This is a genomic window from Paenibacillus physcomitrellae (genome assembly GCF_002240225.1).
Lineage (GTDB): Bacteria > Bacillota > Bacilli > Paenibacillales > Paenibacillaceae > Fontibacillus > Fontibacillus physcomitrellae.
This window is the reverse complement of the sequence record NZ_CP022584.1, coordinates 4,000,204-4,019,328: the sequence shown is the minus strand read 5'-3', so window position 1 is coordinate 4,019,328 and position 19,125 is coordinate 4,000,204. Positions and strand designations below refer to the sequence as shown.

The window sequence follows — 19,125 nt, the reverse complement described above, 5'->3', positions numbered from 1 at the left end:
TTATTGTGGAAGTAAGGATAGGTCTACGGTTTTGTCAAACGGTATTTCCTCGCTGATAACACCCTGCTCAATTTCGATATCGGATACCTTTTTGGCTCCGGCTTCCGTCACCTTCAGACCTTCCGGCACTTTGGCCAGCTGGTTCTTCACAGCCGTTTGCATAACGTCGGCAGGAATCTGGTTGAACGCCTTCTGCATGGCTGTCACCGCTGAAGCGGGATCCTGCTGTGCACGGTCGTTAATTTCGCTGCTGATTTGAAGGAAACGGCGCATAGCGTCCTGATTTTTGTCTACCCAATCGGTCTTGGCCATAACAACGATACCGGCAAAATCATACGGAGGATCGTACAGTACCCGGTAGTTGCCCGTTGCCACCATCTGCGAGATCGTGGGCTCGGAAGTCATGCCGCCGGCCGTTTTGCCGCTTTCAATCGCAGCCAGCATCGTGGCGCCGCTGCCGCCGTTGATGATTTGAACGTCCTTGTTGCCGTCAATGCCGACTTCTTTCAGCCCTTCACGGAGAACCGTATCGGACAAGCTGCCGACCTTGGTAACGGCCAAGGTTTTGCCTTTCAAATCCGCCAGAGATTGATACGGAGCATCCTTCTTCACAACCAGCGCATAGCCGCCGCCGTTAAAAATTTCTCCGTAAGCCTTCACGCCTAGCCCATTCTTCTGCTGTCTCAGTACGTGCTCGTAAGAACCGAGCGCAATGTCAAGGCTTCCGCCGACCAAAGCCTGCACCATATCGGCGCCAGAGCTGAAATCTTCTTCCTTGACGGTGATTCCTGCTTTCTCGTAAGAACCGTCGTTGATCCCGATTTGGGCAATAAGCGGAGTCATGCCGCCGCCTACCAAACCTACACGGATCGTGACATTTTCCTGCGTGCTGCCAGCCCCGCCCGCGTTGCCCGAGTTGGATGAAGCTTCTGACGGTGCCGCGCTGTTGCCAGATGAATTTGCATTATTTCCGTTGCCGCAGGCTCCCAGCACCACCATCATCAGTACCAGCAGCGATGCCATTGAAATCTTTGTCTTGTTCATTGTCTTTCCTCCCCTATCCTTTGAATAGATTTAGATTTGAACCCTGACCCGTCTTAACGGTACTTCAGCAGGCGGCGTTCCACCTGGATGATAATTTGCTCCAGTACGACGGCAATCAGCATGATTAATACCAGGCCGGTAAAGATCCCCGTCGTGTCCAGCATGTTCGAAGAATAAGTAATGTAGTAACCCAAACCGCGGTTAGAACCCACCAGCTCGGCGATAACCGATCCGATGAGCGCCATCCCGATATTCAGGCGGAGACTGGTCAGAATCCAGGTCGTGATGGACGGAAAGACTACCCAGCTCAGCTTATGGGTCCATTTGGCCTTGAAGGTGCTCATCATATCCAGCAAATCCTTGTCAATATTGCGGACGCCTTCGTAAGCGTTATAGAAAGCTACAAAGATGACCATAGCCACAACCATCAGAATTTTGGAGGACATGCCGATACCGAACCAGACGATAAAGAGCGGGGCCAGCGAAACTCTTGGAAGACTGTATAAGGCCATGATGTAAGGATAAACCCATTTCTGAAAAATACCGCTGAAAGCAATGGCAATGCCCAGCAGCGTACCGCCAACCATACCGATCAGCAGGCCGACAAGGGATTCCTGCAGCGTAACGCTTAAGTGGTACCACAGATCGCCGTTCAAGGTCATATCATAGATTCGTTTGACAATAAGAGACGGCTTGCTGACCCAAAAAGCGTTAAACGCCCGGCCGGACAATATCTCCCAAAGGCCGAAAATGACGACAAACAAAATCACTCTGCCCAGCCAGACGCTGCCGCTATTGTACCTCCCGGAGAAGGCTGCAGCCGATCGGGACTTTCTCTCTTTCGGTTCCGAGGCCATATCTTTCACTCTCCTTCCTATTCCTCGCTGGACATCTGGGTCCAAATCTCTTTCTGTAATTCTTTGAATACCGGGTCAAACCGAATATCGTAGAAGGGACGCGGACGTGCCAGATTAACCTTGAATTCGGCCTTGATTCTTCCCGGACGGGCGGACATGACGATCACCCTGTCTGACAAGGCGATGGCTTCCTCAATGTCATGCGTAATGAAGAGTACGCTCTTGCCGACATTCTCCCAAATGTGCAGGAACTCCTCGCCGATCTTCACCCGGGTCTGGGCATCCAGCGGTCCAAACGGCTCATCCATCAAATAGATGTCTGGGTCATAAGCAAACGTTCTGGCCAGAGCCACACGTTTCTTCATGCCGCCCGAAAGCTGCTTGGGATGATAGTGCCCGAAGCCTTCCAGACCGACCATTTGCAGCAGGCGTTTCACTTCTTCATCCTGCTGCTGCTTGGACAAACCTTTGATAACTAAGGGAAGCCGGATATTATCGGCTACGCTCTTCCAGGGCAGCAAAGCATCATTCTGAAACACCATGCCAACCTGCTCGGGGATTTCCTTAATCTCTTTGCCATCAATCCGGGCCGTTCCAGCCGCCGGGGTCAGCAGACCCGACACGACTTTCAGGAGCGTTGATTTCCCGCATCCGCTGGGACCGATGACGGAGACGAACTCACCGTCCTCCACTTTCAGATCCACATTCTCCAAAGCCACGGTCCGCTGATTCTTAGCGTAATATTCGACCTTCAAATTTGAAATTTCCAATTTGGAATAGCCGCTCTCAGTCATAACCGCCCTCCTCTCCATTGAGTAAAAATATCTACATTATCTAACTGCTTGATCCTTTGCTCATATCGCGGTAAATGCAGTAATCATAAATACATACAAAAATGAATGGCGGTTAGGCCAGAACAGCTAACAGCTAACGCAGGCTGCCAAGCCCGATTTCGAGCGTCTGCAGCGCCTCTTCACGCTGCAAATGGAGATGCTGCGCCTCCTCCAGTGAAATCAGGCGGAACCGGACCTTGCCTCCCAAGTTAACCTGGGCGAGCAGCGGCAGGTCCACGGACGCTACCTGTGCAATAACCGGATAACCGCCCGTCGTTTGCCTGTCCGCCATCAGCACGATGGGATTGCCGCCTGGCGGAACCTGAACCGTTCCGAAGGTGACGGCTGTCGAAATCATTTCAGCCGGTTTCTCAAGCTTTAACGGACTCCCGGTAAAGCGGTAACCCATACGGTCCGATTCCGGCAATACGGCAAAAACTTCACTTTCAAAGCACTGACGGCTGTCCGCCGTAAAATCTTTATATTGTTCACCGGCAATGACCCTTACTTCCGGGCTCACGGTATAAGCCGGTCTAAGACTTGAAGCCGCCGACCAGCGGCTGACCGCACCGGCTTCCCGTTCCTCATTCCGGACCAGTACCCCAAGCAGCTGCGAGCCGAGCGGAGTCGATTTACCGACCGGAATGACATCTCCGGACCGCAGCGCGCGGCCTTGATAGCCGCCGATTCCAGCCCGCAAATAAGTCGAGCGGCTGTTTATCTCAAGCGGTACGTCAATCCCTCCTGCGACCGCAAGGTAAGCGCGGCAGCCCAGCTGCATTCGGCCAAAGGTAACCACGCTGCCCTTGGGCACCAGCACCGTTCTCCATAGCGGAAAGGGCTGCCCGTTTAATTGCGGGGTCAAGTCGCCTCCGCAGACCGAAATCAGCGCCGTATGCTCAAACCAGATTTCCGGTCCCAGCATAGTAATTTCCAGGCCGGCCGCTCCCTGAGGGTTGCCGACCAGCAGGTTTGCCGTCCGCAGGGCAAAGCCATCCATAGCCCCGCTCGCGATCACCCCATATTTCTGAAAGCCGAACCGGCCCAGATCCTGCACCGTGGTCAGCAGACCCGGTTTGCCAATCATCAGGCTCATAAGCTCGATTCCTCCCATTCGTCAAATTCCTTACGGGAGATCGGATAGAACCGGACGAGGTCCCCAGCCTTAAGCACCGTTGGCGGTGTTCGTTCAGGCACAAACAGCCTGATCGGCGTTTTCCCTATCAACTGCCAGCCGCCCGGTGTTTCAATCGGGTAAACCCCCGTCTGTTCACCGGCGATGCCTACAGTTCCCGCGGGAATCGCCAGCCGGGGCGTTTGCCTGCGGGGAGTGGCAATGCGGCTGGACATGCCGCCCAAATAGGCAAACCCCGGTGCAAAGCCCAGCATATAAACCAAATATTCGCCCGAGCAGTGAAAACTTATGACCTCTTCCTCTGTCAATCCGTTGGTGGCGGCCACTTCCTGCAAATCCGGACCCAGATCCCCGCCGTAGCAGACCGGAATGCGCACCGTATCCGGAGGCGCTGTCTCCGTATCCTTAAGCTCCAACAGCAGGTTCAGGACAGCAGCTTTGACGATCTCAAACGGAGGCCGCCGGACTTCCCCGTCTGCGGAAGCAGGCTCAGCTGCAACCTTCCATGGATCATAATAAATCGTTACGGTCGTAAAAGCTGGGACATATTCGGTCATTCCTGTAAAGGGATGATGCTCCAAATATTCGGACAGCTGCCTGATACGTTTGTGCGTCTCCAGTTCAATGGATTCGCCAAATTTGATCACCAGCCCCGAATCTCCAAGCAGGTGGATCTGGGGTCCGCTCCATGTTCCGGCTCCGTTTGGATTGTGATTCACCATACCGTTCCTCCTGAAAGGGAATTCCCTCTTCTGTAATCTCTTTGCAAAGCTCACTAATTAAGTTCCGAATTTCGGTACTTAAAATCCGTTATTCGGTTATTTTTTTATAGTTTATTTTGAAGGCATTTTCGTAAAAATCAAGTTTTTTTTCTGAATAATCGCCCGAAATCCAGATCAAATAAATCTTTTCCTAGACAAAATATTGCTGATCAAGCCACAACGTCTTCCCCGTTTTCCACGTCTAATCCGATCGGCTCCCATTTGATCCAAAGCGTTGCAATCAGACCCAGAATCGGAACGACCGCCAGCATAAGCAGGGTATTGTACAAGCCGGCGGCGGCCAGCACCACCGGAAAGAGGAAAAAGCCGAGGACGCTGCCTGCCCGGGTAATGCCCTGTCCGAAGCCGGTTCCAAGTCCGCGCAGTTCTGTCGGATAGGACAACGTCGCCATCGTCATCCCCTGGGAGCCCGGTCCAAATGCATGGCCGAAAATAAACGCCGCCAGCAGCACCGCTGAAATCCCGGCGTACACATTACCGAACCCGCCCATCAGCAGAAGTCCCAGCCCGGCAAGGATATACCCGACGATGGAGAGCTTGCGGACTCCCCAGCGGGTATTGATCGAAGCGCCCAAAAATCCGCCGATTGCCCCGAACAAGTTAAACACAATCGTACCGACGATCGCGTAAATCACGCCTTTACCAAACAAAAGACTGGAAATGGTCGGGATATAAAAGCCTACCGCGAAATATTCCATACTCTGCGTAAAGGTAATGATGGAAGCCAGCACCGTTCTGAGCTTGTATTTGCCTTGAAAGATAGCTTTGTATGACGGTTTGGGCGTTGGAGCCTGCCCTTCGCTGCCGTGTTCTGCGCCCTTCTCTACCACCACTTCGACGTTGTAGGTTCTGCGCAGCACCTTGGCGCTCTCCTCAATCGATAAATGGTGGGCCGCCCAAAGCGGGCTTTCATTCATAAAGAAATACCGCAGGAACAGGACGATCAGTGCAAAAATTCCGCCGATGCCGACAGACCATCTCCAAATGTATTCATGCTGATCCAGCAAATAAAAAGGCAGGGCAATCAAACCTGTAATGGATGCGGCCGTAAACCAGAGCGGGCACCATAAAGTAACATTGCTTCCTTTCTTCTTCAGATTGCTGAATTCGGCTATAAAGCTTAAGGCAACCGGAATATCCAGCCCTACACCGATTCCCATCAGCAGACGGAAAAACACGAGCCAGCCGAAATTCGGAGAAAGAGCTGCACCAAACGCTGCGAATACCATCAGAAACAAGTCGATCAGAAACATCTTGTTCCGCCCGAATTTGTCCGTATAGTACCCTCCAAAAATAGCACCCAGCAATGAACCTACCGCCATAATCGCCGTCAAGCTGCCCAATTCCACAGGAGACAAACCAAACTGCTCCTGAAGCTGGGCCGTACCGATCCCGATGCTTGTGAAATCGTAGGCATCCACGAAAACGCCGGCGAGCGCCAGCAAAATAATTTTGAAGCCGGATTTACTAACCGGATGTGAATTCACGAAATCCACGATATCCTTTCTGCTAGTAACACGAATCACATTTTGCTCCATATGCTTTCAGCCCCTTCCCAAGTACCGAAATTCGGGATATAATAACCGAAATATGAATACCTATATATACGATCATTATAGTAGGGATTGAAGATAAAGCAAGAGAAAAAATCCAAAAAATCCGGCTGATTTTTGCGGTATCCGGATTTTAAAGGTAGACAGTAATACATTTTTGTTTAAACTGGTTGTATACTTGAGACTTAACAGGAAGTTTGAGGGAATTTTTAGGAGGCAATCGTGCAGAACAAAAATAAAACAGTAGTCAGATCGATGGATCTGCTGAATCTTTTTCTAAGTCATCACAAATTGAACATCAATGAAATGGCCAGGCTGTCAGGGATTCCTAAAACGTCGGTGCACCGCATGATCGGCTCTCTGGAAGAAATGGGGCTGCTGAGCAAGGATACAGAGGGAAAATATTCGCTGGGCCTCTTGTTCCTGCAGTTCGGGAACCTTGTCGCTGAACGGCTGGACATCCGGCACACCTCACTACCGGTGATGGAGCAGCTTAAGGATGAAATCAAGGAGGCGGTTCATCTCGTGCTCCGGGACGGCAGGGAATCGATTTATATTGAAAAGCTGGATACGGATCATCCCGTTCGCTTGTTCACCAAGATCGGCAGGAAAGCTCCACTCTACGCCGGTGCATCTTCCCGGGTGATTCTGGCTTTCATGTCCGAAGACGAGAGAGAGGCCTATTTGAAAGAAGTGAGTTTGAAACCCATTGCCTCCGGCACGGTCACGGACAAGCAGAAGCTGCGGAAGCTGTTGGAGGATTCCAGAACCAAAGGTTACAGCTTCAGCCGCTCGGAGCTCGAGAACTATACGGTTGAATTGAGCGCGCCAATCTTTGATCATGCCGGACAAATAATAGCCGCTTTAAGCACCGCCGGCCTGGAGGTCCAATTTGATCAAGGGCGGATTGAGCAGCTGTCTGTCAAGGTGCGTCAAGCCGCTGATGAAATTTCACAAAAGCTGGGGTTCACCGGATCGGTCCTGCAAGGATCGGCAGGATAACCCCCGGGCAGGCAGCAGAGCAGCAGAAACGAGAAAAGCCAAGACAAAGAGGGTTCCTTTGTCTTGGCTTTTCTGCGTTCACGGACTGAAGGCCGGTGATTAGACCATCACTTTGCAAATATCGTTGGTGAATTCCACCGGATCCTGGATCGGCAGGCCTTCGATCAGCAGCGCCTGGTTGTACAACAGATTCGTGTACAGGCTCAGCTTCTCTTTGTCGCTCTCCAGGGAGGCTTTCAGGGAGCTGAATACCGGATGATTCACGTTGATTTCCAGCACCTTGTCGGCTTTGACGTCTTCGCCGTTCGGCATGGAGCGGAGCACCTTCTCCATCTCGATCGTCAGCTCTCCTTCGGAGGACAAGCAGACTGGATGGCTTTTCAGACGTTTGGAAGCCTTAACGGCTTTAACCTTGTCGCCGAGGATACTGGCCATCGCTTCGAACAGGTCTTTGTTCTCGTTCTGCTCCGCTTCAGCCGCTTTCGCCGCTTCGTCGGATTCGATGCCCAGATCGCCGCTGGAGACATTTCTAAATTCTTTGTCTTTGTATTTGGCAATCGTTTTGATGGCGAACTCGTCGATATCGTCGGTGAAATACAGCATTTCATAGCCTTTATCAGCCACCAGCTCGGTTTGCGGCAGCTTCTCGATCCGCTCTACCGAATCGCCGGTTGCGTAATAGATATATTTCTGATCCTCCGGCATGCGGGAGACGTATTCGGCGAGGGAGACCAGCTTATTCTCCTTGGAAGAGTGGAACATCAGCAGGTCCTGCAGATCGTCTTTGTTCGCGCCAAAATCGCTGTAAGCACCGAACTTAAGTTGTCTGCCAAATGCTTTGTAGAACTTTTCATAGCTGTCGCGTTCGTCCTTCTGCAGGCTGAGCAGCGTGCTTTTGATTCTATTCTTGATATTCTTGGCTATCAGCTTCAGCTGGCGGTCATGCTGCAGCAGCTCGCGGGAGATGTTGAGCGACAGGTCTTCAGAATCGACCATCCCTTTGACGAAGCTGAAATAGTCCGGCAGCAGGTCGCCGCATTTTTCCATAATCAGCACGCCGTTGGAATAGAGCTCAAGGCCTTTCTCATACTCTTTGGTATAGTAGTCGAAAGGTGTGTTCTCCGGAATGAACAGGATCGCGTTATAAACAACCGCGCCGTCCGCGCTGATGTGGACGTGCTTCAGCGGTTTGTCGAAGCCGTATCTTTTCTCGAAATAGAAGTTTTGGTAATCCTCATCGGTCAGCTCGTTCTTATTGCGGCGCCAGATCGGCACCATGCTGTTGAGCGTCTGCTCTTCGGTGTAGTCCTCATATTCATTCTCTTTGCCTTCTACCGCTCTTTGACGGGTAACGTCCATCTTGATCGGATAGCGGATGAAGTCGGAATATTTCTTGATAATTGATCTTAGTCGGTATTCCTCCAGGAATTCGTCGTACTGCTCGTCTTCCGTGTTCTCTTTAATCTTGAGGATAATGTCCGTGCCGACGGTTTCCTTGAAAGCCGGCTCAATCGTGTAGCCGTCCGCGCCTTCGGACTCCCATTTGAACGCTTCGTCGCTGCCAAGCGCTCTGGAGATGACCGTAACTTGATCTGCGACCATAAAGGCGGAATAGAAACCAACGCCAAACTGGCCGATAATGTTGAAGCCGTCTTTCGCTTCATTTTCGTTCTTGAAGGCCAGGGAGCCGCTTTTGGCGATAACGCCCAGGTTATTCTCCAGCTCTTCCTGAGTCATGCCGATCCCGGTATCGGACAGCTTAAGCGTTCTGCTGTCTTTATCGGCGGTGATTTTAATATAATAATCTTCTTTGTTGAAGGACAGATTCTCGTCGGTTAAAGCTTTGTAATAGATCTTGTCGATCGCGTCGCTGCTGTTCGAGATCAATTCGCGCAGAAAAATTTCCTTTTGCGTGTAGATGGAGTGGATCATCATGTCCAGCAAACGTTTGGACTCGGCCTTAAATTGCATCTTTGCCATGAATGGTTCTCCTTTCAAGCTCTGAATAGAATGGAATCTTAAGACTGGAAGGCCTAAGCATAGAAAACTTAAGGCTAGAATTCTTAAGATAAGAATCAACGTTAGCACTCATTCATCAAGAGTGCTAATCCTCTTTTTATATAGCATCAATTAGATATTTCTGTCAACTCGCCCGCCAAACTATCATGACCTGTGAAGTTGCCAGTTCGCCAGATTCTGCTATCATGGTACAAAAGATAACGAAGAAGGTGCTCAGTCTTGGATTCCGGATTCCGCTCTCCCTTGTACAAGAAGACTTCTTTCCTGCTGCGCCGCCTGTCTATCAAGAATCGGCTGCTTACGGCATTCCTTATTACTTCCCTGCTGCCGGTCGCGATTGTGGCCTTTTACTCCAACCAAATCTATGAAGCCTCTATCACGGATAAAATCAGCGCCTACTCCAGCCAGACGCTCACGGAGCTTACCCGCAACATTTCCCGTGAGCTGGGGCAATACGAAACCCTCAGTGAAAATATCATTATCAACGATTCCATTCAATATGGTCTTACCAGTTACGCCGCTTTAAGCGATATCGATAAAAATACGCTGCAGACCCGAATCCGCAACGAGCTCGGACCGCAGTTCTTCAGCTTCAGCAACTTGTCCAACATCGTGATTATGACGAATGACGGGGCGACCTTTTTCGATCTCGGCTATCAATGGTACCCGGATAACCAGCTCAGCAGCATGGTCCAGCAGACGGAAGGCGCTCCCCGCAACGCTTATTGGTCGTATCTCCGTTCCAACCGCGGTTCAACCGTGATAGCGCTAAGCCGAAAAATTTATTCCGCCGAAAACCTCAATCTGCAGATCGGTTATCTTGTCATCACCATGGATGAAAAAGTGTTCGCCCGCAACATGTTCCAATCCGTCGATTTAGGCCAGGACAGCAGCGTGTATATCACCGACCGGAGCGGAGCTACCATCTCTTCCAGCACTTCTTCGCTCCCTCAAGGCAGTCTGAACCAGGCCGACTTGACGGCGCGGATCGAGAAGCAGCATGAAAGCGGCCGTCTGCAGTCCTTCCAGACCAAAATCAGGTCCAAGCAGTATCTGGTCAGCAGCACCTATATCGATGCGGCAGACTGGTATCTGGTCGGACTCATTCCCCACTCTTATATTGTTTCCGAGCTAGGTGATCTCCGGGGGAATATTGCGCTGCTCTGCCTGCTCACCTTAATCCTTTCCAGTGCAATCGGGCTGTGGATTTATGACAGCATCAATTCGCCGCTGCGTTCCCTGCTGCGATACGCCAAACGGATTCATAAGGGCCGGTTCGATCCGATTCCGAAGCCGGTCGCCCCGCCGGATGAAATGCAGCAGCTGACGATTACGATTCACGACATGGTAACGGAGCTGAAGCTGCTAATCCGGCAGGTTCAGCTGGAACAGCAGGCCAAACGGGAAGCGGAGCTTAAAATGCTTCAGGCCCAGATCAACCCTCATTTCCTCTTTAACACGCTGAATTCATTAAAATGGAGCGCCATGCTCAGCGGCAACGAGTCGCTGACCCAAGGGATCGGCTCGTTGTCGGAGCTGCTGCGGAATACGATCCTGGACAGGGAGGAACTGATTCCCTTAAGCAAAGAAATGGCGAATCTGCGCCATTATTCCAACATCCAGCGCATCCGGTACGGGGATTCATTTGAGCTTGAATGTCAGCCGGTAGAGCCGGACGAGGATGTCATCGTTCCGAAATTTATTTTGCAGCCCATTGTCGAGAACTCCATTCTTCACGGCGCCGCCCATAATAAACGGATTCTTATCTCCATAAGCTTCGCCTTTCACCGCAGCGATCTGATTCTGACGCTGAGCGACGACGGCAAAGGATTTGATCCGGCTGAACTTGAGCATAAAGACCATACCGGCAGCCGCTTGTCCGGCATCGGCATTCCGAACGTACACGAAAGAATTCAGCTGCATTATGGCGCCGCCTTCGGGCTTCGGACAGAAAGCGCGCCCGGGCAGGGCACAACAACCGTGTTGACTTTACCGTTACATTTCGTTCAAGAGGAGGACAAAGCGTATGTATAAAGTACTGATTGTTGATGATGAACTCATTGTGCGGCATGCCGTCCAGACGCTGATCCGCTGGGAGACGGGCCGCTTCGTCTATGCGGGCTCCTGTACCAGCGGGCAGGCCGCGCTGACCACGGTTCTGCAGGCTGGCCCAGCCGGCATCGATATCATCATAACCGACATCAAAATGCCCGACATGGACGGACTTCAGCTGATCAAGCAGCTGAAGCATATCCCGTTTGACGGGGAGGTTCTCGTCCTCAGTAATTACAACGACTTTGAGCTTGTGCGGGAAGCGCTGAAGCAAGGGGCCTATGATTATATGCTCAAGCTTACTCTGGAGAAGGATAATTTTATGAAGGTGCTGCATGAAATGGCCGATAAGCTTGACCACAAAGAGCGCAGTCTGGAGGGATATGTTGAACAAGCCAGACAGACCGGACGAAATGGACAATACGGACAGCCTGGCCATGGAAGGAATTCAGGCCTGACAGGCCAGCGAAGTGCTGCGGAACAGGTAAGCCAACAAGGGCAGTTGCCGGGAATGCTAAATCCAGCTGCGACTACGGCTTCTGCTGCGGATTCGGCCTCTGCTGCGGATTCGGCCTCTGTTCCCGCTTCTGCTTCTTCTGCATCTGTCCCTGCTTCTGCTCATGCATCTGTTCCGGCTTCTGCACTCGCTGCCTCTGATTTCTCGGAGTCCGTCCATTCCCTATTCCCGGATTGGCTGCAGAAGCTGGCTCAGGCTGCAGGAGAGCCGGAGCATAAAGCTTTGCCCTCTCCAGCAGAGGGAGGTCCAGCCCCTTCTCCACCAGGCTGCTCGCCGGGTGAACAAGTGCTGCTCTTCCTTGCCGTTCCGGCCCCTTCCACTTCTCACTCCCGGAAGGAAATCAGCCGACTTGGATCGGCTTGGAGCAGCTTGCTCGGAGATCTCTGTCCCGGCACCGCCTGTAAGGCAGCCATTGAGCTGGACGGCAGCGAGTGGCTGCTCGCCGTAACCAGCAGGCCAGAGCAGGATCATGAGGCTGTTGTGCCCGAGCATTTGGCCAACCGGATTGCCAGTCTCACGCATATGTATTACAACCTGCAGACCGGAATTATTTATACCGAGGGAGCCGGCACGATTCAGGAGCTTGTCCGGCAGCTCCGGCAATGCAGAAGTCTGAAATCCTTGCTGCTCGCCGAGACCCGCAGTTACCCAGTCGTTTGGCCTGCTTCAAGCCCGCTGTCCCTTTCTCCTTTGCCTCAAATGGAGGCCACTAGAGAACAGGACGTTGAAAGCGCAATCAATCTAAAAAGACCAATTGGACAGGGGCCGCTGCCTGCTCTTTCGGCTCCTTCTGATCCTTCTGATCCTTCTGTTCCTTCTGCTCCTGCGGCTCCTTCTACTCTTGCTGCCCGGTCTTCTTCCTTACGGCCCGAAATTGTTCAGGTGCTGGGCTATTTGCATCAGCATTACGCCGAGCGGATTGTGCTGCCGGAGGTTGCCTCTTACGTCAACCTGTCTGAAGCGTATCTGTGCCAGCTGTTCAAGACGGAAACCGGTCAAAGCATTTTGACCTACCTGAACGAATTCCGGATGGCCAAAGCGTATGAGCTGCTCGCCACGGGCCGTTATCTGGTCAAAGAGGCCGCCGCTGAGGTCGGCATCCATGATCCGTATTACTTCAACCGGTTGTTTAAACGGAAGTTCGGCATCTCTCCGAAAAAAATCAAACCGCAAACCTCCTGAACCGGTTGCAGCGCAGCCGGCCGAAAGCCGTCCATGCTTTCGGCCGGCTGTCGTTTTGCGGTCTTCGGCCTGAAGCCACTTTCACTTCAAGCGGACAAGAAGCTAACCTGACCGGTTATTTTTTAATGGCAAAGCTGGACGATTTTTAGTCTGACCCTAAAATCATCCAGCTTTTTGTTAAAGCTATGTAAAATTCCAAAAGATCGTCCAGTTGATTCCGCTGTTTTGTACATTTGGCTAACAGCATTCCGCCTATATAATGAACACATATTTTTCAGGGGAGGTCATTCCATGAGCTTAAAGACACGATTCAAAACCTTTGGTGTTGTAGCCTCGGCAATTCTAGTGCTGGCCGGCTGCGGCAGCAACGGGGGCAGCAGCGCGAGCAACGCAAGCGGCAATGCGGGCGCGAGCTCTGCATCATCCAATTCGAGCGGTTTTGCCGATCCCGAGCTGAACATCGCCGTCTTCCAGGGCGGTTACGGCCGCGAATATTGGGATACGATCGCAGATGACTTTATGAAAGCTTACCCCGGCACCAAAATCAACATTACAGCAAGTCCGAAAATTGCCGACTTAGTCCGGCCTAAGATCGTTGCCGGCAATCCGCCCGACCTCATGTATATCGCGGGCAGCGATAATACGCCGATTCTGGACGGTCTGATCAAGGACCATGCCCTTGAGGATTTGACAGACGTCTTTGACGGCCAGGACGAAAGTGGTTCCGGCACGCTGAAGGATAAAATTTTACCGGGCGTTCTGGAATCCCGGGCCATGTCCCCTTACGGGGACGGCAAAGTGTATCTGGCTCCTTTCAACTTTGGCGTTATGGGCCTCTGGTACAACAAAAACCTGTTTGACAGCAAAGGCATTTCCGTTCCAAAAACATGGGATGAACTGTTCGCTCTAAACGACACCGCCAAAGAAAACGGCCGGTCGCTGTTCACCTACCAGGGGCTCTACCCGGGTTATCTGGAGGAAATGATCGTGCCTTCCATCTACAACGTCGGCGGCCAGGACGCTTTGAACCAGTTCTTTGATTACGACCCGGCTTTCTGGACCAGCGACAGCTTCAAGCAGGTTTGGGGCATTATCGAAAAAATCGCCACCACGGACAATGGCCTCATGAAAGGCACCGTCGCCCTGAACCATACCCAGGCGCAAACCGCCTTTATGCAGGGTAAAGCAATGTTCATTCCGAACGGCACCTGGTTTGAGGATGAAATGAAGGACGCCCCTCGCGAGGACGGCTTCCAGTTCGGTTTCCTCGGCGTACCGGCCTTTAAAGACGGCGATCCCGTAACCGCTCTGACCAGCGTTGAGCAGGTCGTCATCCCGGCCAAAGCCAAAAACATCGAGCTGGCCAAAGCCTTCCTGCGTTACCTCTACACCGACGAAAGCGTGAAGCTGAACGCTGAAAAATCAAAGGCCGTGCTGGCCGTCAAAGGCGCACCCGACCTGGCCAAACCTTACATCTCCGAAACGACTTACAACGTCTATAAAGCCGTGGACAGCGGCATGGTCGCCGTTAACGGCAGCTTCATGTCCGTTGCCAAAGGCAGCAAATACAACCCGAGCGACGAGGTCTATAAACCGATCTCTTCCATCATGAACAAACAGATGAGCCTCGACGATTACAGCAGCAAGCTCACCAAGCTGTACAACGATCTAAACAAGGAGCTTGAGCAGAACGGGAATTAAGGCGTTGAGAAGAACTCGAGTCAGAGCCTGAAAGCCGAAGCCGGAGCCGAAAAAGTCTTGAAGTTTCTGAGTCCTTGCAAACCTGGATCTGGCGATGCGAAGCCAGCCCCCAGATCCAGGTTTCAGCTTAATATTTCAATGCTTTCATAGCTCACGATCTGAATGTTCCTTTGTTCCTTATCTTAATGTTTCATGGTCTTATGTTCATGGTCTTACGTTTCGTGGCCGTATATTTCACGGCCACGTCCAAAGCTTTACACCTAAGGTTAGAGCGTGGCCTTTAACACGCTCAACCTTTTACCCTATTACAAATTCAGCGATGTAAATGAACATTGAGCGGCCTTCTTGCTTAGCCGGGCACTCCATAAGGAGTGCGCCAAGCTGCTTAGCGGAGAGGGCGAGTGATTCTGGAGAAGCGTGAGCGTCCGCATAAAAGCTTTCCAAAGGAAAGCTGCCTCGGAAGCATAGGCGGGCTCCCGGATTTCACCCTTCTTAACCTAGTTAAAGAAATCCGGGAGGAACAGCGGTCGGAAGAACACTCGACATCGGAGCGGCCTCTTTGCAGCGGCAACCTTGCAGGCAACTTCATCGGAATCACCCGCATCAAAGCACCGCATGCACAACGTTCTGCTCCCTAACCACCCAGCTCAATAGTCCTTTAGGAGGTGAACCCCATGTCCATGAAAGCCAAACGCAACTGGTTCCTATTATTCTGTCTGCTGCCCGGACTCGTGCTGATGGCTTTGTTCAAAATATACCCTACCATCGAGGTATTTCAGAAATCCTTTTATTTATGGACAGGAATCGGCGACAAACCAAAATGGGTCGGCCTGAGAAATTTCACCGACCTTTTTCATGATGATGTATTTCTGCTTTCGCTCCGCAATACCGGTTTCCTGATGCTGGTCGTCCCGGTGATCACCTTGTTTATCGCCTTGGTCAACGCCTCGATTCTGACCCGCTCGAAGCTCCGGGAACGTTCCTTGTACCGGACTGTGTTCTTTTTCCCAAGCATCCTGTCCTTTGTCGTCATCGCGATCCTCTGGTCATTCATTTACCATCCGACCATCGGCTTTCTGAATGCCGGGCTGGAAAGCATCGGTCTCGGCAAATGGGCGCTGGCCTGGCTGGGTGATGCCCGGACCGTCCTATGGGCGCTGGCCGTTACAATGATCTGGCAGGCCGCCGGTTATTACATGGTCATGTATATGGCCGGCATCGACGGCATCTCGCCCGAGCTTTACGAAGCGGCGAGTATTGACGGGGCAACGCCGGTTCACCAATTTTTCCATATTACGATCCCGCTGCTGTGGGAAATCATCCGGATTACGATCATCTTCAGCATCAACGGCGTCTTGACCATCAGCTTCGTCATCGTATCGATCATGACAGCCGGCGGGCCGGACCGCCACTCCGAAGTGGTGATGACTTACCTGTACAGCCAGGCTTTCTCGAACTCCAACTTCGGCTATGCGATGGCCATCGGCGTGTTCGTGTTTATCGTTTCATTCCTGCTCGCACTGCTGAGCAACCGACTAACGGAAAGGGGGAACAACTAAGATGGCTGCAAGCGTGAATGCCCAACCTGCCCGCTCCTCCCATCCGCCGCAAACCGTGCCCCAATCCGGCAGAAAAACGTTAGCCTGGCTGGGAAGGCTGTTTCTTCGCCTCATTCTAATTATCCAGGCTTTGATTGTCGTATACCCGCTGGTCTGGAATGTGCTCGCATCCCTGAAAACCAATGAGGAGGTGATGGAGAACCCCTGGACGCTGCCCAAGCATTTCAACTGGTCCAACTACGTAAATGCCTTTACAACGGCGCGCATCGGCGACTATATGCTGAACTCCGTGCTGGTGGTCGCCATGTCGATGGCGATCCTGCTCGCGGCAGCCCTGCCGACGGCTTATGCGCTTGGACGGATGAACTTCAGGGGAAAAGCCTTTACAACCAACGTCTACATGGCCGGTCTGTTTATTGGCGGCGTGTACATCATCGTGCCGCTCTTCATCCTGATGAACAATCTGCATATGCTCGACAACCGTTTCTGGCTGAGCGCCGTATATGCAACAGGCAGTCTGCCCTTCTCCGTGTACCTGATGATCGGGTTCATGAAGAGCATTCCAAAGGACTTCGAAGAAGCCGCGTTGATAGACGGGTGCGGGTACACCAGCACCTTGTTCCGGATTATTTTGCCGATTACCCGGCCTGCTATCGTAACCCTGATTGTCTTCGGGTTCTTCGATTTCTGGAATGAATACGTGCTGGCCCTGACTTTGATTACAAGCGATGAGAAAAAAACGATCCCGATCGGCCTGTCCAATCTGATGCAAATCCAGCAGTACGCAACCGACTGGGGTTCGCTGTTCGCGGGACTTGTGATCGTCCTGATCCCGACCATTATTATTTATGCCCTGCTGCAAAAACGGCTCACCGACGGCATGATGATGGGCGGCGTGAAGGGCTAAATCCGGAGCCTGTGCGGCTCTGGTAATGGTTTTTTCGGACGATGCTGAGCTTCTTGGACAAAGGAATTCAGGCCGGGATACCGAAATCAGAGCTTGCAGCAAAATACGGCGGGGCACCCGTCTTCAGAAACGATCGGGAGGGTTAAGTGGTGAATTCTTCTACTTTTGGCGTACAGAACAACGATTTTGTTTGGAACGGGGAGCCCGTGCGGATTATGTCCGGCGCGCTCCACTATTTTCGGGTCGTTCCGGATTACTGGCGGGACCGCCTGCTCAAGCTGAAGGCCTGCGGGTTGAACACGGTGGAAACCTATATCCCTTGGAATCTGCACGAGCCTAAGGAAGGAACGTTTAACTTTGAAGGTATGGCCGATGTGGTGTCTTTCCTTACTCTGGCCGGGGAGCTGGGCCTGCATGTCATTGTAAGGCCAAGTCCTTACATCTGCGCCGAGTGGGAGTTCGGCGGCCTTCCGGCCTGGCTGCTGGCCGATTCCAATGTGCGGCTGCGCTCGAACGATCCGGTTTACCTGAGCAAAGTGGAGGCTTATTACGATGTGCTGCTTCCGCTGCTGCGTCCCCTGCAGTGCACAAACGGCGGGCCGATTATCGCGATGCAAATTGAAAACGAATACGGCAGCTACGGCAACGACAAAGCGTATTTGCAGGCCGTCAAGAAAGCGATGCAGGAGCGCGGCATCGACGTGCTGCTGTTCACGTCAGACGGTCCCGAGGACTTTATGCTCCAGGGCGGCACAATTCCGGGCGTGCTGGCTACGGTAAACTTCGGCTCCCATCCGAAGGAAGCCTTCGCCAAGCTGCACGAATATCAGCCGGAAGGTCCCTTGATGGTGATGGAATTCTGGAACGGCTGGTTCGACCACTGGATGGAGGAGCACCATACGCGGACCGCTGATGATACGGCCCAGACCATTGCCGATATTCTGGAAAGCGGAGCTTCCTTTAATCTGTATATGTTCCACGGCGGCACCAATTTTGGTTTCTATAACGGGGCCAATCATATCAACGCCTACGAGCCGACCGTCGGCAGCTACGATTATAATGCGCTGCTGAGCGAACACGGGGTGCCGACGGACAAATATTTTGCGGTCCGTGAAGTTATAGGGCGGTTTGCAGAGCTTCCCCCTCTTTCGCTGCCCGATCTTATTCCGACTGCGGATTATGGGCAGGTGGCTTTGACCGAAAGCGCAGCGCTGTTTGACTCGCTGGAGGGGCTATCCTCTCCCCTGTACCGCTCTTCGCCGGAGCCGATGGAGAAGCTGGGACAGACGTACGGATTTATCCTGTATTCCACGACGATCCCCGGTCCCCGCCAAGAAATGGAGCTTGTGCTTCAGCAGGTCAGCGACCGGGCCCTTGTATACGGCAACGGACGTTATTTAGGTACGATCGAACGCTGGTCACCGTCAACACTGCCGCTGTCTGTTCCGCCAGAAGGACTTAAGCTCGATATTCTCGTGGAAAATATGGGCCGCATCAACTACGGGCCGCTTCTGCGGGACCCGAAGGGCATTACCGAAGGGGTCCGCCACGGCAACCAATTCCTGTATGGCTGGACGATTCATCCGCTGCCGCTGGAATATGAATCACTGGGCAAGCTGGATTTTGCGCCGGTTCCGGGTAATGATACTGCCGCCGATCAAGGCACAGGCAGTGAGATCGGTGGTACGCCGGAGCGGCCGGTCTTTTATCGCGGCACCTTCGAGGTTAAGGAGAAAGCCGATACCTTCCTGCGGCTGGACGGCTGGACGAAAGGCGTTGCCTACGTGAACGGCTTTAACCTCGGCCGTTACTGGAACGCGGGACCGCAGCGGACCTTGTACATCCCGGCCCCCCTGCTGAAGGAAGGGCGCAACGAGCTTGTTGTCTTTGAACTGCACGGCTGCGCGCGGCCTGAGGTCCGCTTGGCGGATCAGCCGGATCTAGGTTAGCCGCCCGACAACCGTTTGCCGATTGCCGATTAT

General features: G+C 52.6%; 14 protein-coding genes. 7 read left to right on the top strand and 7 right to left on the bottom strand.

From position 1 onward, the window contains the following. The 6 genes from CBE73_RS18050 to CBE73_RS18025 form a co-directional block, all read right to left on the bottom strand. Window positions 1-1,044: an ABC transporter substrate-binding protein gene (locus CBE73_RS18050; RefSeq protein WP_094095410.1), complete on the bottom strand. Its 1,044-nt coding sequence runs from the start codon at window positions 1,042-1,044 to the stop codon at window positions 1-3. A gap of 53 nt (window positions 1,045-1,097) precedes the next feature. Beyond that, window positions 1,098-1,901 carry an ABC transporter permease gene (locus CBE73_RS18045; RefSeq protein ID WP_094095409.1) on the bottom strand — a complete coding sequence of 268 codons (804 nt, stop codon included), beginning with the start codon at window positions 1,899-1,901 and terminating at the stop codon, window positions 1,098-1,100. A 17-nt stretch (window positions 1,902-1,918) separates the two neighbouring features. Then, window positions 1,919-2,695, bottom strand: a complete 777-nt coding sequence (locus CBE73_RS18040; RefSeq protein WP_094095408.1) for an ABC transporter ATP-binding protein — start codon at window positions 2,693-2,695, stop codon at window positions 1,919-1,921. A gap of 133 nt (window positions 2,696-2,828) precedes the next feature. Next, window positions 2,829-3,830, bottom strand: a complete 1,002-nt coding sequence (locus CBE73_RS18035; RefSeq protein ID WP_094095407.1) for a 5-oxoprolinase subunit C family protein — start codon at window positions 3,828-3,830, stop codon at window positions 2,829-2,831. Further along, window positions 3,827-4,591 (bottom strand): 5-oxoprolinase subunit PxpB, encoded by a 765-nt coding sequence (gene pxpB / locus CBE73_RS18030; protein WP_094095406.1) that lies wholly within the window; start codon window positions 4,589-4,591, stop codon window positions 3,827-3,829. Before pxpB ends, CBE73_RS18035 begins: the two co-directional genes overlap by 4 nt. A gap of 209 nt (window positions 4,592-4,800) precedes the next feature. Next, on the bottom strand, window positions 4,801-6,189 hold the full coding sequence (locus CBE73_RS18025) for an MFS transporter (RefSeq protein ID WP_094095405.1): 1,389 nt from the start codon (window positions 6,187-6,189) through the stop codon (window positions 4,801-4,803). Between the two features lie 237 nt (window positions 6,190-6,426). Here CBE73_RS18025 and CBE73_RS18020 point away from each other — a divergent pair, with 237 nt between their 5' ends. Next, window positions 6,427-7,206 carry an IclR family transcriptional regulator gene (locus tag CBE73_RS18020; RefSeq protein WP_094095404.1) on the top strand — a complete coding sequence of 260 codons (780 nt, stop codon included), beginning with the start codon at window positions 6,427-6,429 and terminating at the stop codon, window positions 7,204-7,206. Between the two features lie 99 nt (window positions 7,207-7,305). Here the strand turns inward: CBE73_RS18020 and htpG are convergent, their stop codons facing one another. Further along, on the bottom strand, window positions 7,306-9,186 hold the full coding sequence (htpG, locus tag CBE73_RS18015; protein WP_094095403.1) for a molecular chaperone HtpG: 1,881 nt from the start codon (window positions 9,184-9,186) through the stop codon (window positions 7,306-7,308). Window positions 9,187-9,444: 258 nt separating this feature from the next. Here htpG and CBE73_RS18010 point away from each other — a divergent pair, with 258 nt between their 5' ends. The 6 genes from CBE73_RS18010 to CBE73_RS17980 all read left to right on the top strand — a co-directional run bounded on the left by CBE73_RS18010 (window position 9,445) and on the right by CBE73_RS17980 (window position 19,092). After that, window positions 9,445-11,259 (top strand): sensor histidine kinase, encoded by a 1,815-nt coding sequence (locus CBE73_RS18010; RefSeq protein ID WP_229752533.1) that lies wholly within the window; start codon window positions 9,445-9,447, stop codon window positions 11,257-11,259. Then, window positions 11,252-12,976 carry a response regulator gene (locus CBE73_RS18005; protein WP_094095402.1) on the top strand — a complete coding sequence of 575 codons (1,725 nt, stop codon included), beginning with the start codon at window positions 11,252-11,254 and terminating at the stop codon, window positions 12,974-12,976. The genes CBE73_RS18010 and CBE73_RS18005 overlap by 8 nt, the downstream gene beginning before the upstream one ends. Before the next feature lie 291 nt (window positions 12,977-13,267). Beyond that, a complete protein-coding gene (locus CBE73_RS18000; protein WP_094095401.1) occupies window positions 13,268-14,677 on the top strand; it encodes a carbohydrate ABC transporter substrate-binding protein in 1,410 nt (469 codons plus the stop codon). Between the two features lie 674 nt (window positions 14,678-15,351). Further along, window positions 15,352-16,236: a carbohydrate ABC transporter permease gene (locus tag CBE73_RS17990; protein WP_094095399.1), complete on the top strand. Its 885-nt coding sequence runs from the start codon at window positions 15,352-15,354 to the stop codon at window positions 16,234-16,236. A 1-nt stretch (window position 16,237) separates the two neighbouring features. Beyond that, window positions 16,238-17,143, top strand: a complete 906-nt coding sequence (locus CBE73_RS17985; protein WP_094095398.1) for a carbohydrate ABC transporter permease — start codon at window positions 16,238-16,240, stop codon at window positions 17,141-17,143. 149 nt (window positions 17,144-17,292) lie between these two features. Next, the gene (locus CBE73_RS17980) at window positions 17,293-19,092 is read left to right on the top strand and encodes a glycoside hydrolase family 35 protein (RefSeq protein ID WP_094095397.1); all 1,800 of its coding nucleotides are present in this window, start codon (window positions 17,293-17,295) and stop codon (window positions 19,090-19,092) included. The last annotated feature ends 33 nt before the right edge of the window (window positions 19,093-19,125 follow it).

What these genes read in the sequence shown, in the direction of transcription:
- CBE73_RS18040 (WP_094095408.1), bottom strand. Translation starts at nt 2,695, where the DNA reads ATGACTGAGAGCGGCTATTCCAAATTGGAAATTTCAAATTTGAAGGTC.
- pxpB (WP_094095406.1), bottom strand. Translation starts at nt 4,591, where the DNA reads ATGGTGAATCACAATCCAAACGGAGCCGGAACATGGAGCGGACCCCAG.
- CBE73_RS18025 (WP_094095405.1), bottom strand. Translation starts at nt 6,189, where the DNA reads ATGGAGCAAAATGTGATTCGTGTTACTAGCAGAAAGGATATCGTGGAT.
- CBE73_RS18035 (WP_094095407.1), bottom strand. Translation starts at nt 3,830, where the DNA reads ATGAGCCTGATGATTGGCAAACCGGGTCTGCTGACCACGGTGCAGGAT.
- CBE73_RS18000 (WP_094095401.1), top strand. Translation starts at nt 13,268, where the DNA reads ATGAGCTTAAAGACACGATTCAAAACCTTTGGTGTTGTAGCCTCGGCA.
- CBE73_RS17985 (WP_094095398.1), top strand. Translation starts at nt 16,238, where the DNA reads ATGGCTGCAAGCGTGAATGCCCAACCTGCCCGCTCCTCCCATCCGCCG.
- CBE73_RS18005 (WP_094095402.1), top strand. Translation starts at nt 11,252, where the DNA reads ATGTATAAAGTACTGATTGTTGATGATGAACTCATTGTGCGGCATGCC.
- CBE73_RS18050 (WP_094095410.1), bottom strand. Translation starts at nt 1,044, where the DNA reads ATGAACAAGACAAAGATTTCAATGGCATCGCTGCTGGTACTGATGATG.
- CBE73_RS17990 (WP_094095399.1), top strand. Translation starts at nt 15,352, where the DNA reads ATGTCCATGAAAGCCAAACGCAACTGGTTCCTATTATTCTGTCTGCTG.
- htpG (WP_094095403.1), bottom strand. Translation starts at nt 9,186, where the DNA reads ATGGCAAAGATGCAATTTAAGGCCGAGTCCAAACGTTTGCTGGACATG.
- CBE73_RS18045 (WP_094095409.1), bottom strand. Translation starts at nt 1,901, where the DNA reads ATGGCCTCGGAACCGAAAGAGAGAAAGTCCCGATCGGCTGCAGCCTTC.